This is a genomic window from Actinomyces sp. W5033 (assembly GCF_051303165.1).
Window position 1 is genome coordinate 147,342 of sequence record NZ_JBPPGD010000004.1, and the last position, 12,391, is coordinate 159,732.

11 protein-coding genes are annotated in these 12,391 nt (G+C 75.2%); 8 read left to right on the top strand and 3 right to left on the bottom strand.

From position 1 onward, the window contains the following. The first annotated feature begins 5 nt into the window (after window positions 1-5). The 3 genes from murA (at window position 6) to ACSJJR_RS04170 (ending at window position 3,253) form a co-directional block, all read left to right on the top strand. Complete coding sequence (murA, locus tag ACSJJR_RS04160; protein ID WP_435942221.1) at window positions 6-1,328, top strand: UDP-N-acetylglucosamine 1-carboxyvinyltransferase; 1,323 nt, start codon at window positions 6-8, stop codon at window positions 1,326-1,328. A 78-nt stretch (window positions 1,329-1,406) separates the two neighbouring features. Next, complete coding sequence (locus tag ACSJJR_RS04165; protein ID WP_435942263.1) at window positions 1,407-2,216, top strand: lysophospholipid acyltransferase family protein; 810 nt, start codon at window positions 1,407-1,409, stop codon at window positions 2,214-2,216. After that, window positions 2,213-3,253 (top strand): NAD(P)H-dependent glycerol-3-phosphate dehydrogenase, encoded by a 1,041-nt coding sequence (locus tag ACSJJR_RS04170; RefSeq protein WP_435942222.1) that lies wholly within the window; start codon window positions 2,213-2,215, stop codon window positions 3,251-3,253. Before ACSJJR_RS04165 ends, ACSJJR_RS04170 begins: the two co-directional genes overlap by 4 nt. 55 nt (window positions 3,254-3,308) lie before the next feature. Here ACSJJR_RS04170 and ACSJJR_RS04175 read toward each other — a convergent pair whose 3' ends face one another. Beyond that, complete coding sequence (locus tag ACSJJR_RS04175) at window positions 3,309-3,998, bottom strand: AMIN-like domain-containing (lipo)protein (protein WP_435942223.1); 690 nt, start codon at window positions 3,996-3,998, stop codon at window positions 3,309-3,311. A gap of 118 nt (window positions 3,999-4,116) precedes the next feature. Here ACSJJR_RS04175 and ACSJJR_RS04180 point away from each other — a divergent pair, with 118 nt between their 5' ends. Both ACSJJR_RS04180 and ACSJJR_RS04185 read left to right on the top strand, forming a co-directional pair. Then, entirely contained in the window at window positions 4,117-5,289 is a 1,173-nt protein-coding gene (locus ACSJJR_RS04180) for a D-alanine--D-alanine ligase family protein (RefSeq protein WP_435942224.1), read from the top strand. A gap of 7 nt (window positions 5,290-5,296) precedes the next feature. Next, window positions 5,297-6,355: a thiamine-phosphate kinase gene (locus tag ACSJJR_RS04185; protein WP_435942225.1), complete on the top strand. Its 1,059-nt coding sequence runs from the start codon at window positions 5,297-5,299 to the stop codon at window positions 6,353-6,355. A 96-nt stretch (window positions 6,356-6,451) separates the two neighbouring features. Here ACSJJR_RS04185 and rpmB read toward each other — a convergent pair whose 3' ends face one another. Then, window positions 6,452-6,643, bottom strand: a complete 192-nt coding sequence (gene rpmB, locus ACSJJR_RS04190; RefSeq protein ID WP_003785965.1) for a 50S ribosomal protein L28 — start codon at window positions 6,641-6,643, stop codon at window positions 6,452-6,454. A gap of 246 nt (window positions 6,644-6,889) precedes the next feature. Between rpmB and ACSJJR_RS04195 the strand changes: the two genes are divergently transcribed. Both ACSJJR_RS04195 and ACSJJR_RS04200 read left to right on the top strand, forming a co-directional pair. Beyond that, window positions 6,890-8,731, top strand: coding sequence for a DAK2 domain-containing protein (locus ACSJJR_RS04195; RefSeq protein ID WP_435942226.1), 1,842 nt, complete (start codon window positions 6,890-6,892; stop codon window positions 8,729-8,731). 52 nt (window positions 8,732-8,783) lie between these two features. Continuing rightward, window positions 8,784-11,054: an ATP-dependent DNA helicase RecG gene (locus ACSJJR_RS04200; protein ID WP_435942264.1), complete on the top strand. Its 2,271-nt coding sequence runs from the start codon at window positions 8,784-8,786 to the stop codon at window positions 11,052-11,054. Between the two features lie 22 nt (window positions 11,055-11,076). On the opposite strand, the gene rsmD is transcribed toward ACSJJR_RS04200, so the two are convergent. Beyond that, on the bottom strand, window positions 11,077-11,649 hold the full coding sequence (gene rsmD, locus ACSJJR_RS04205) for a 16S rRNA (guanine(966)-N(2))-methyltransferase RsmD (protein WP_435942227.1): 573 nt from the start codon (window positions 11,647-11,649) through the stop codon (window positions 11,077-11,079). Between the two features lie 153 nt (window positions 11,650-11,802). Here rsmD and coaD point away from each other — a divergent pair, with 153 nt between their 5' ends. Continuing rightward, window positions 11,803-12,357 carry a pantetheine-phosphate adenylyltransferase gene (gene coaD, locus ACSJJR_RS04210; RefSeq protein ID WP_435942228.1) on the top strand — a complete coding sequence of 185 codons (555 nt, stop codon included), beginning with the start codon at window positions 11,803-11,805 and terminating at the stop codon, window positions 12,355-12,357. Window positions 12,358-12,391 lie beyond the last annotated feature (34 nt).

Here is a 12,391-nt window from a genome sequence, read left to right on the forward strand (position 1 = left end):
CTCGTATGGTCGATGGACTGCTGCAGGTCGAGGGCGGTCGTCCGCTCACCGGTGAGATCACCGTGCGTGGGGCCAAGAACCTCGTGCCCAAGGCGATGGTGGCCGCGCTGCTGGGCACCACGGCCTCCGTCCTGCGCAACGTGCCGGGCATCCGGGACGTCGAGGTCGTCTCAGGGCTGCTGCGCCTGCACGGCGTCGCCATCGAGTACGACGAGCAGGAGGGCGTCCTGGGGCTCGACCCCTCCCGGGTCGAGAGCGCCCACGTGGCCGACATCGACGCCCACGCCGGCTCCTCACGCATCCCGATCCTCTTCTGCGGACCCCTCCTGCACCGCCTGGGCGAGGCCTTCATCCCGGACCTCGGTGGCTGCCGCATCGGCGACCGCCCCATTGACTTCCACCTCGACATCCTGCGCACCTTCGGGGCCACGGTGGACAAGCAGTCCCAAGGCATCCGCCTCACCGCGCCCTCGGGCCTGCACGGCGCCGTCATCGAGCTGCCCTACCCGAGCGTCGGCGCCACCGAGCAGACCCTGCTCACCGCCGTGCGCGCCCGGGGCCTGACCGAGCTGCGCGGCGCCGCCGTGGAGCCGGAGATCATGGACCTCGTTGACGTCCTGCAGAAGATGGGCGCCATCATCAGCGTGGACACCGACCGCACCATCCACATCGAGGGTGTGGACGAGCTCGTCGGATACCACCACGTCGCCCTGCCCGACCGCATCGAGACCGCCTCCTGGGCCTCGGCCGCGCTGGCCACTGGCGGCAACGTGCTCGTGCGCGGCGCCCACCAGAGCGACATGACGACCTTCCTCAACGTCTTCCGCAAGGTCGGCGGGGCCTTCGACGTGCGCGAGGACGGCATCCGCTTCTGGCACCCGGGAGGCGACCTCAAGTCCCTCGTCGTCGAGACCAACGTCCACCCCGGCTTCATGACCGACTGGCAGCAGCCCCTCGTCGTCGCCCTCACCCAGGCCCAGGGCCTGTCCATCGTCCACGAGACCGTCTACGAGAACCGCTTCGGCTTCACCCACGCGCTGTGCCAGATGGGCGCCCAGATCCAGGTCTACCGCGAGTGCCTGGGCGGTGCCTCCTGCCGCTTCGGCCAGCGCAACTTCTACCACTCCGCCGTCATCTCCGGGCCCACGCCCCTGCACGGCGCCGACATCGAGGTCCCTGACCTGCGCGGCGGCTTCTCCCACCTCATCGCGGCGCTGGCGGCCGAGGGCACCAGCCGGGTCGAGGGCATCAACCTCATCGACCGCGGCTACGAGTCCTTCATGAGCAAGCTCAAGGCTCTCGACGCCGACGTCACCCGCCTGGCCTGAGGCCGCCGTCCTCACAGGTGCCGGGCGCCGACGCGGCGGGCGGCCGGAGGATAGAGTCGCCCTGTGAGCACGCGCCCCATGTCTGCCTTCTACCGCTTCGCCTCGCGCGGTGTCATCATCCCCTTCCTCAAGGCCGTCTCCCGCCAGAAGGTGGAGGGCCTGGAGAACATCCCGCCCGACGGGGGCTTCATCGCCGTGGCCAACCACCTGTCCGACCTCGACTCGCTCACGGCGATGCGGGCGCTCGTCGATGCCGACGTCCCGGCCTACTCCCTGGCCAAGTCCACGCTCTTCGAGGTCCCTGTCCTCGGCCACGTCTTCAAGGCCGGCGGCCAGATCCCCGTCTACCGCGGCACCGACAAGGCCGGCAACGCCCTTATCGAGGCCGAGCGGCGCCTGCGCGGGGGAGACGTCATCATGATCTTCCCCGAGGGCACCTTGTCCCGTGACCCGCTGCAGTGGCCCATGACCGGCAAGACCGGAGCCGCCCGGCTGGCCATGTCCACCGGCGTGCCGGTCCTGCCGATGGGGCAGTGGGGAGCCCACGAGATCCTCGACTCCTTCGGCGGCGGCTTCCACCCGCTGCCGCGCAAGGAGGTCCGGGTGCTCATCGGCAAGCCCTTCACCCTCACCGACCGCTTCGGCACCGACCCCCAGGACCGTGAGCAGGTCGTCGCCGCCACCGCCGAGATCATGGCCCGCATCACCGGCCTGGTCGAGGTCCTGCGCGGGCAGAAGGCCCCGCGGCCCTACGACCTGCACTACGACGGCGACCCCGGCAAGGAGCCCGGCGGCCGCGACCTGCTCGGCACCCGGCGCCCCGACCCCCAGCCCGGGGCCGGGCACAGCGGGGCCGAGGGTGCGCCCCCCGCCGAGGACGCCTCGTGACCTGCACGACGCCGGGCCCTTTCGCGCGTGCGGCCGTCGTCGGCTCCGGCGCCTGGGGCACGGCCTTCGCCGCCCTGCTCGCCCAGGCCGGCACGCCGACGACCGTGTGGGCCCGCCGCCCTGAGGTGGCCGCCGAGATCGCCGCCGGCCGCAACGAGCGCTACCTGCCCGGCGTCGTCCTGCCGGGCCTGCTCGGCGCGACGGCGGACCTGGCCCAGGCCGTTGACGGCGCCGGGCTCGTCGTCGTCGCCGTGCCCTCGCAGAGCGCCCGCCAGGTCCTCGCCCCCCTCCAGGGGCGCCTGGCCGACGGTGCCGCCGCCGTGTCCCTCATGAAGGGCATCGAGCTGGGCACGGGCCTGCGCATGAGCGAGGTCCTCGGCCAGGCCCTGGGCCTGGGGACGGAGCACCTCGCCGTCGTCTCAGGGCCCAACCTCGCCGACGAGATCGCTGCCGGCCAGCCGGCGGCCACGGTCGTCGCAGCCCAGGACGAGGCCCTGGCGGCGGCGGTGGCCGCCTCCTGCGCCACGAGCACCTTCCGCCCGTACACCAACACCGACGTGCTGGGCGTGGAGCTGTGCGGGGCCGTCAAGAACGTCATCGCGCTCGCCGTCGGCATCGCTGCCGGGCGCGGCCTGGGCGACAACTCCAAGGCCGCGCTCATCACCCGGGGCCTGGTGGAGATCACCCGCCTGGGGCTGGCGCTGGGCGCGCGTCCGGAGACCTTCTCCGGACTGGCCGGGATGGGCGACCTCGTCGCCACCTGCTCCTCACCCCTGAGCCGCAACCAGTCCTTCGGCCGGCACCTGGGCGAGGGCATGACGGCCGAGCAGGCCTCCGCGGCCTCACGCGGGGTGGCCGAGGGCGCCCGCTCGGCGCGCGCCGTGCTCGACCTGGCCGCCTCCCACGGGGTCGAGATGCCTATCACCGCGGGCGTCGTCGCCGTCGTCGAGGGCCGTGCCACCGCCGAGGAGGTCACGGACGCCCTGCTCACCCGGCCGCGCAAGGCCGAGGGCGTCAACGCCGCCCCGATGCCCTGAGGCGACGGCGGGCCGGGCGGCGCCGGCTGGGCGGCCGCGGAGCCGCCCACGGGCCTCAGGGACGGCGCACGTCGACGACCAGGCGCGTGGGCCCGGTGAGCGTGAGGACCCGGTAGTCCTGCGTCTGGGTGCCCAGGGTGAGCTGGAACTGGTCCTCGAAGGTCAGCTGGAGGTCCGCCTCGATGAGGCCCGTCCCGCCGGGAACGCTCTCGCGCCGGCCCGAGTCCAGGGCTGCGGGCACGTCCTCCACCAGCGCCATCGTGGCTCCCGTGCCGTAGACGACGAGGGTGTGCGAGCCCGCCACGTCGATGGGCTCACCCTTGCCCTGGCTGTGAGCCTCCTCGACCCACCTGGCGTTCCACCCCGGCGCACCCGTGCCGGTGAGCTCGACGACGACGCGGTCGTAGCCCTCCTCGGGGTGCGCCCCCACCCGGAACCCGGTGACGACGAGCGCCGAGCCCGGCGCGGGCGCGGCGAGTGAGTCCCCCGTGGTCCACCGCGGCTCCTCGGCCGTGGCGGCGGGGGCGGCGGGCAGCGGCGAGGACCCGGCGGAGGTGGACGGCGACGCGGCGCCTGCGGAGGCGCTGGGCGCGGGAGCCGAGGCTACCGGGTCATGCGGGGAGGGCCCTGCGCAGGCCACGAGCGGGCCCGCACCCGTGAGGGCGAGGGCGGCCAGCGCGGTGCGGCGCGGCACGTGAGCGCCCAGGGGGTGGGCGGGCAGCGCGGTGCGGCGTGTGACGGGCACGGCTCCTCCTGGTGCGTCCTGCGGGCGGGGCGCCCCGTGGCCCACCGCGAGACGGGGCCGGGGACACGGCACCAGGGTACGTGCCGAGCCGGTGGGAGGAGGCGGTAGCGTTGCCGCCATGCCGCACACCCTCGAGCCCGCTCCCAGCGCACCCACCACCGCGACGGGCAGGCGCCGCGTCGCCGTCGTCTTCGGCGGCCGCAGCGGCGAGCACGCGATCTCCTGCGCCACCGCCGCAGGCGTCCTGGAGGCCATCGACCGTGAGCGCTACGAGGTCCTGCCCGTGGGTATCACGACCGACGGCCAGTGGCTCCTCGTCGATGACGACCCCGCACCCCTCGGCCTCAGCGGTCCTGAGCCCGTCGAGATCACGGCCGACGGCCTGGGCCGCGGCGAGCTCTCCCTCAGGCTCGGTGGCGCGGCGATGACCAGCCTCACGGCGCTGAAGGCCAGCGGCCCGCAGGTCCTGGGGGAGGTGGACGTCGTCCTGCCGCTCCTGCACGGCCCCTACGGTGAGGACGGCACCATCCAGGGCATGCTCGAGATGATGGGCGTGCCCTACGTCGGCTGTGGCGTCCTGGCCAGCGCTGCGGGCATGGACAAGCAGGTCACCAAGGTCCTGCTGGGAGCCGCGGGCATCCGCACCGCCTCCCACGTCCTCGTCGGCCGCCACGAGTGGGTGCGCGACCGGGCCGGCGTCCTGGCGGCCTGTGAGGAGCTGAGCTACCCGCTGTTCGTCAAGCCTGCCCGCGCCGGCTCCTCGCTGGGCATCAGCAGGGTCGAGCGCCCCGAGGACCTCGAGGCCGCCATCGAGGCTGCCCGCGCCGTCGACCCGAAGGTCCTCGTCGAGTCCGGCGTCCTGGGCCGCGAGGTCGAGGTGGCCGTCCTCGGCGGGCACGGCGACGACGCCCCCCGCGTGGCCGAGCCCGGTGAGATCGTCATGGACGCCTCCCACGGCGCCGGCGAGTTCTACGACTACGAGACCAAGTACCTGGCTCACGACGCCGTCCAGATGGTCTGCCCCGCCCGCATCACCCCGGACGAGCGCGAGCGCCTCATGAGCACCGCCGCCCGTGCCTTCGAGGCTATCGGTGGGGAGGGCCTGAGCCGGGTTGACTTCTTCCTCACCGCCGACGGCGAGGTGGTGGTCAACGAGGTCAACACCATGCCTGGCTTCACCCCCTTCTCCATGTACCCGTACATGTGGCAGGTCTCCGGCCTGGGCTACACGGACCTCGTCACCGAGCTCATCGAGCTGGCCCTCGAACGCCCGCTGAGCGTCAACCGCTGAGGTCCTGGTGGGCACCGGCACCCCGACGGCGCTGCCCGGCCCCCTCGTGGGCGACGTCGACGAGTCCCAGCTGCTCGCCGCTCTCACCCCGCTGCTGCCTGCGAGCCCGTACCAGCTGGTCGGCAACGGCGACGACGGTGCGGTCCTGGCGGCCCCGGACGGCCGCTACGTCGTGTCCACCGACGTGCTCGTCGAGGGCCGTCACTTCCGCACCGACTGGTCCACGCCCGAGCAGGTGGGTCGGCGCGCCGCCGTGCAGAACCTCGCCGACGTCATGGGCATGGGCGCCCGGCCCACCGCCCTGGTCGTCTCACTCGTCCTGCCTGCCACGACGCCACTGTCCTGGGTGCAGGGCCTGGCCCGGGGCCTGGGCCGGGCCTGCCGCCGGGCGGGGGCCGGCGTCGTCGGCGGGGACCTCAGCTCCGGGGACGCGGTCGTCATCGCCGTGACCGTGCACGGGGACCTTGAGGGGCGCGCGCCCGTGCTGCGCTCGGGGGCGCGCCCCGGCGACCTCCTGGTCCACGCCGGGGACATCGGGACCTCCCGGGCCGGTCTGGCCCTGCTCAGCTCCAGTACCGTCCCGCAGCCCCTGCCCGCCGACGGCGCAGCGCGCCACTGCGTCGAGCGCTTCCTGTCCCCGGAGCCTCCGCTGGACGCCGGCCCGGCACTGGCTGCTGCCGGGGCGAGCGCCATGATGGACGTCTCAGACTCGCTGGTGCGCGACTGCGGGCGGGTGGCGGCCGCCTCCGGGGTGGTCATCGACCTGGACGAGCCGGCGCAGGGCGGTGCGCGCAGCCGGCTGGCGGCGGCCCTCGCCGCGCTGGAGCCCGTGGCCGCCCTGGCGGGCGAGGCGGACCCGGCCGCGGCGGCGCGCTCCTGGGTGCTCACCGGGGGAGAGGACCACGGCCTGCTCGCCACCGTCGCGCCCGGCACCGGCCTGCCGGAGGGCGTGAGCGTCATCGGGCGCGTGCGCCCCCTCGGCGAGGGCCCGCTTGCGGCCCCGGGCGTGCTCGTGGGCTCGCGCCCCTGGGCAGGGCCCCTCGGATGGGACCACTTCGGGGCCTGAGGGCAGTGCCGCGGGGCCTGAGGGGCGGGCGGATGACAAGGAAGGCCGTCACCCCAGGGGGTGACGGCCTCCAGCAGCCGGGACCGGCGGGTGCGCTCAGATGTTGCGCGTCACCTTGCCGGCCTTGAGGCAGGACGTGCACACGTTGAGGCGCTTGGGAGCACCGTTCACGAGAGCACGCACACGCTGGATGTTCGGGTTCCACCGGCGGTTGGTCCGCACGTGGGAGTGCGAGACGCTCTTGCCGAAGATGGGGCCCTTGCCGCAGACGTCGCACACAGCAGCCACGGTCTCACTCCTGAATCTTCATTGCTTGAGCGCTCGAGCCGAACGGCCCGGCGCTAGGTCCACCGCCCGGGGAACAGGTCCCTCGGACAACCCGGTCACTGTATCTGACGCCCCAGGCCGTCCCCAAGCCGGACCCGCGTGGGGTGAGGCACACCCTGCGGCCCCCGAGGTCCGAGCGCACCCACCCGGGGCGGGTAGCCTGGGCAGGACAGGCCGCGCTCCTCGCGCGCCCCGCCCCAGGAGGACATGACGGTGACAGGCACGCGCACGACCCCACCCGTGCTCGACGCGCGCACGATCCGCTCCTGGATGAGCCTGGCGGTGCGCACCGCCACCCTCACCCGCGAGCTCGTGGACACCTTCAACGTCTTCCCCGTCCCCGACGCCGACACCGGCACCAACGTCCTGCTCACCCTCACCTCGGCCGCCGAGGCCCTCGAGCGCCTGCCCCGGGCCGCCGACACCGCCCAGGCCACCCGCACGGTCGCGGACGGCGCCGTGAGAGGTGCCCGCGGCAACTCCGGCCTGCTCGTCTCCCAGGCCCTGGCCGCCCTCGCCGACGTCGCCGCCGACGCCCCCGGCGGGCTGCGCCCCGTCGAGCTCGTCCACGCCTACGAGGCCATCGCCTCCTCCACCTGGGAGGCCGTCTCCCGTCCCGTCACCGGCACCCTGCTCACCGTCGCCGCCGACGCCGCCTCCGCGGCCCGCGCCGTCCTGGGCGAGCACCGCCCACTGACCCCGCCCACCGTCGGCGAGATTGCCGGGGCGGCAGCGCTCAGCGCCCAGGAGAGCGTCGTCGAGACCGCCGGGACGGGCCACGGCCCCGTCGATGCCGGCGGCGCCGCGCTCATGCTCATGCTCACCGCCCTGTGCGACGTCCTGTCCCTCCCGGCCGCCAGGCCCGGCGAGGAGGCTGCCGGTGTGGCGCCTAACGGTCCGCTGACCTCCGTCGCCGTCCAGATGCTCACCGACCTGGCCGCCTCCAGCGTCTCCCACGGCGCCCTGGCCCAGGGCGGCCCCGACTCCTCCACCGGGGAGTTCGAGGTCATGTACCTGCTCGAGGCCACCGCCGCCCAGGCGGCCGAGCTGCGCCACCAGCTCGAGCGCGTGGGAGACAGCGTCGGCGTCGTCGGGACCCCGGACGCCCTGGGCGTGGGCCTCTACCAGGTCCATGTCCACACCGACACCCCACGTGCCGCTCTGCCCCGCGCCGGGCGCTGCCGCCAGGTCTGCATCCACCACCTGCACCCCACCGCCCTCGCCCTGAGCGAGCCCCTGGAGGCCGGTGATCCCCCGCTGCCCTACACCTCCGCCCAGGCGGCCGCCGGGCACGTCGTCTCCTTCGAGCGGCTGGCCGCCCGCCGCGGGCGGCGCCTGGTCGGCGCCACACCGCAGGACCTGGGTCGCAGCCCCTGGGAGCCCGACCGGGCCCGCCGGGTGGGCGTCATCGCCTGCACCCGGGCCCCAGGGCTCATTGAGCAGCTCGCCCGCACCGGCGCCGTCGTCCTGCTCGACCCCGACCGTGAGGGCGTCCTGCGCGCCGTCGGCGACCTCGGCCTGCCCCAGGTCCTCGTCCTGCCCTGCGACGCGGCCTGCGCCGCCCGGGCCCACGAGGCCGGACGGCAGCTGAGCGCCCGCACCGTGCCCTCCACGGTCTGCGGCCCCTCCGGAGCGGCCACCCCGGTGCACGCGGGGCAGGCCCCGGCCTCCACCCAGCTGCTCATCGCCGACACCGACGACGAGGCCCGGGTCCTGGCGGCGGCCGTCGCCGTCGCCTCGCGCGCCACCGGCACCAGCCTCACCGACCTCGCCCTGTGGGCCGGGCGAGCCAGCGAGGACATGCGCACCCTCGCCCTGGACGGTGAGGCCGCTGAGCCTGACGCCGTCGCCTCCACCCTGGACACCCTCCTGCGGCCCGACGACGAGCTGCTCACCATCATCCTCGGACGCGACGCGCTGCCTGACGTCGGCGCCCTGGCCGTCTGCGCGGCCGAGCGCGCCGCCGGCCTCACCGGGAGCCTGCCCGTCGAGGTCGTCGTCCACGCCGGGGGACAGGCCCACCCCGACGTCCTCATCGCCGTCGAGTAGCGTGCGCGCCGACGTGATCCCCGACCTCCCCGGCCGACAGGCCCCGCCCGCCGTGCCCCCGCCGCGCGGCAGCGTCCCCCTGCTCGCCCAGCGGCTTGGCAAGGTCCTGGGAACCCGCACCGCCGAGCACCTGTCGCGTCAGGGCGCGGGCACCGTCGGCGACCTCCTGCGCCTGATGCCACGCCGCTACGACACCTGGGGAGAGCTCACCGACCTCAGCCGCCTCGTCGATGGCGAGCAGGCCACCGTCCAGGCGCAGGTCCTGCGCGCCTCCTGCCGGCGCACCCGCAGCGGACGCCCTCCCGCCCTCATGGAGGCCACCGTCACCGACGGCACGAGCACGATGGAGGTCGTCCTCTTCGGCACCGCCGGCCTCATGAGCCACCACGCCGACCAGCTCGCCCCGGGCACCACGGTCCTGCTGTCGGGCAGGGTGGGCCTGCGCCACGGCCGCAGGCAGCTCGCCGGCCCCCGCTTCCAGGTCCTCGACGACCTCGACGAGGACGAGCGCGAGGCGCTTGTGGCCCGGCCCGTGCCCATCTACCCCGCCAGCGACGCGATGCCCTCGTGGAGGGTCGCCAAGGCCGTGCGCACCGTCCTGGACCAGCTCGGCCCCGAGGACGTGCCCGAGCCCCTGCCAGACGAGGTGCGCGCCGCCCACGGCCTGGTTGACGCCCTCACCGCCTGGCGCTGGGTCCACCGTCCCGAGGACGCAGGCCAGTGGCGCGCCGCCCGCCAGCGCCTGCGCCACGAGGAGGCCTTCGTCCTGCAGACCGCGCTCGCCCGCCGCCGCGCTGAGCACGAGTCCACCCGCACCGCCGTCGCCTGGCCCGTCCCCGGCCCGGGCTCCCTGCGGGCGGACCTGGACGCGGCCCTGCCCTACACGCTCACCTCGGGGCAGGAGCACGTCGGTGAGGAGATCGCCACCGCACTGGCCTCCACCGTGCCCATGCAGCGCCTCCTGCAGGGCGACGTCGGCAGCGGCAAGACCCTCGTCGCCCTGCGCGCCATGCTCCAGGTGGTCGGCGCCGGCGGGCAGGCGGCCCTGCTCGCCCCCACCGAGGTCCTGGCCGCCCAGCACCAGGCCTCGCTCGAGCACCTGCTCGGGCCGCTCGCGCGCGGTGGCATGCTCGACGGCGCCGAGCGTGCCACGCGGGTCCACCTGCTCACCGGCTCCACCCCGGCACCACAGCGCCGCAAGGTCCTCGCGTCGCTCGCGGGAGGTGAGCCGTCCATCCTCGTGGGCACGCACGCCCTGCTCAGCGACAGCGTCCAGATGCCCTTCCTGGGCCTCGTCGTCGTCGATGAGCAGCACCGCTTCGGCGTCGCCCAGCGCGACGCCCTGCGCGAGCGCGGCTCAGCGTCCGCACCCTCCGCCCTGCCGGGGTCCCGGGAGCGCCGCACCCCGCACCTGCTCGTCATGACGGCGACCCCCATCCCGCGCACCATCGCCATGACGGTCTTCGGGGACCTGGACACCGCCGTCCTCGACGAGCTGCCCGCCGGCCGCAGCCCGGTGACCACCCACCTCGTGCCCTGGCAGCGCGGGAGCTGGGTCGAGGGCATCTGGCGCCGCGCCGCCCGGGAGGTGGCCGAGGGCGGGCGCGTGTACGTCGTCTGCCCGCGCATCGACGCCGCCGACGAGCCGGAGCCCGCCGGCCCGGACGAGCCCGTCCCCACCCCCGGGCAGGACGACGGCCCGGCCCGGCCGACGGCCGCCGTCACCGAGTGGGCCGGGCGCCTGGCCGCCGAGCCCGCGCTCGCGGGCGTGGGCATTGGCACGCTCACGGGGCGCATGAGCCCGGCGGACAAGGACGCGGCGATGGCGGACTTCGCCGCAGGGCGCACGCCGGTGCTCGTGGCCACGACCGTCATCGAGGTCGGAGTGGACGTGCCGGAGGCGACGATGATGGTCATCCTCGACGCTGACCGCTTCGGGCTGTCCCAGCTGCACCAGCTGCGCGGGCGCGTCGGGCGTGGTGAGCGGCCCGCGCTGTGCGTGGCGGTCACCGGCTGCGAGGTCGGCTCCGCCGCCTTCCACCGGCTCAAGGCCTTCGCACAGACCACGGACGGCTTCGCGCTGGCCGAGGCGGACCTGGAGCTGCGCAGCGAGGGCAACGTGCTCGGGGCGGCGCAGTCCGGGCGCCGCAGCGACCTCGACCTGCTGCGCGTGACCCGCGACGCGCGGCTCATCGAGCAGGCGCGCCAGGAGGCGGAGGCCGTCATCGCCCAGGACCCGCGGCTGGAGCAGCACCCGGACCTCGCCGCCGCGATCGCCGAGCGCCTCGACGAGGAGTCCCAGGCCTACCTCGAGCGGGCCTGAGCGGGCGGTCCCCGTGGGGCCGCTACCCGTCGGCCCTGTCCGGCTCGGCGAACCAGACGGTCGTCTCCCCGTAGCGCTTGTCGCTGAAGCGGCGCAGCCCCGCCGGCCACACGGGCTCCGGCGAGCGGGTCGAGCGCTCGAGGACGACGACGGCACCCGGTGCCAGCCACGGGTCCCGCTCGCGGCCCAGAGGCTCGAGCATGGCGAGGACCCCGGCCTCACCGACGTCGTAGGGAGGGTCGATGAGCACGAGCTCCGCCGGCGCCCCCGCCGCCCCCGCCAGGAAGGCCTCAGCCCGTGCCGTCACCACCCGCACGCCCGGCAGGCCCAGGCGGCGGGCGTTGCGCTCGCACACCTGGGCGGCGGCCCTCGAGGAGTCCACGAGGGTGACGTCGGCCGCGCCACGGCTGGCTGCCTCCAGGCCCAGGGCGCCGGAGCCCGCGCACAGGTCCAGGACCCTGGCGCCGCGCAGGACGTTGTAGTGCTCCAGGCGGCCGAAGAGCGCCTCGCGCACCCGCTCGGAGGTGGGGCGGGTGCCGGAGCGGGGCACGTCGATCCTGCGTCCGCCGGCGGTGCCGGCCACGATCCGCGTCATGGGCCGGAGCCTACGGCAGCTTGCCCCCGGTGACGGCGGCTGGGCCCACCGCCGGCTGTGCACGGGCAGCCTGACGGTCCGTGTGGTGATCACCGTCGCGCCCGCGCGGCGCGCCCCGGCTCCCCGCAGGCCCCGGGCAGATACCGTCGTGGGGTGAGCGCCGCCCCCCTCCCGACCTCCCCTCCGCCCGCCGCCCCCGGCGCACGGAGGCTGGCGGTCTACCCCGGCAGCTTCGACCCGATCACCCTCGGGCACGTGGACGTCGTCACCCGCGCCCTGACGATCTTCGACCGGGTCGTCGTCGCTGTCGCCCACAACGCCGCGAAGTCCGGCCGCCACCTGCTCGGCGTCGAGGAGCGCGTCGAGCTCGCCCGCCACAGCCTGGCCCACCTCGAGGGCGTCGAGGTGGAGCTCGTTCCCGGCCTCCTCGCCGACTACTGCCGCAGCCGTGGCGCCACCGCCATCGTCAAGGGCCTGCGCTCGGGCACCGACCTGGACGCCGAGGCGCCCATGGCCCTGCTCAACCGGGAGCTGGGAGGGCCCGAGACCGTGTTCCTCACCGCGGACCCGGCGCACGCCCACGTCTCCTCCTCCCACGTCAAGGACATCGCCTCCCACGCAGGAGACGTCACCGCCCACGTCCCGGCCTGCGTGGCCCAGGCACTGAGCCGCGCCCTGGGCCAGCACCGTCTGCCGGCGGCCCGCTGAGCCGGAACGGCCCCGCACACCCCGACCACCGCGG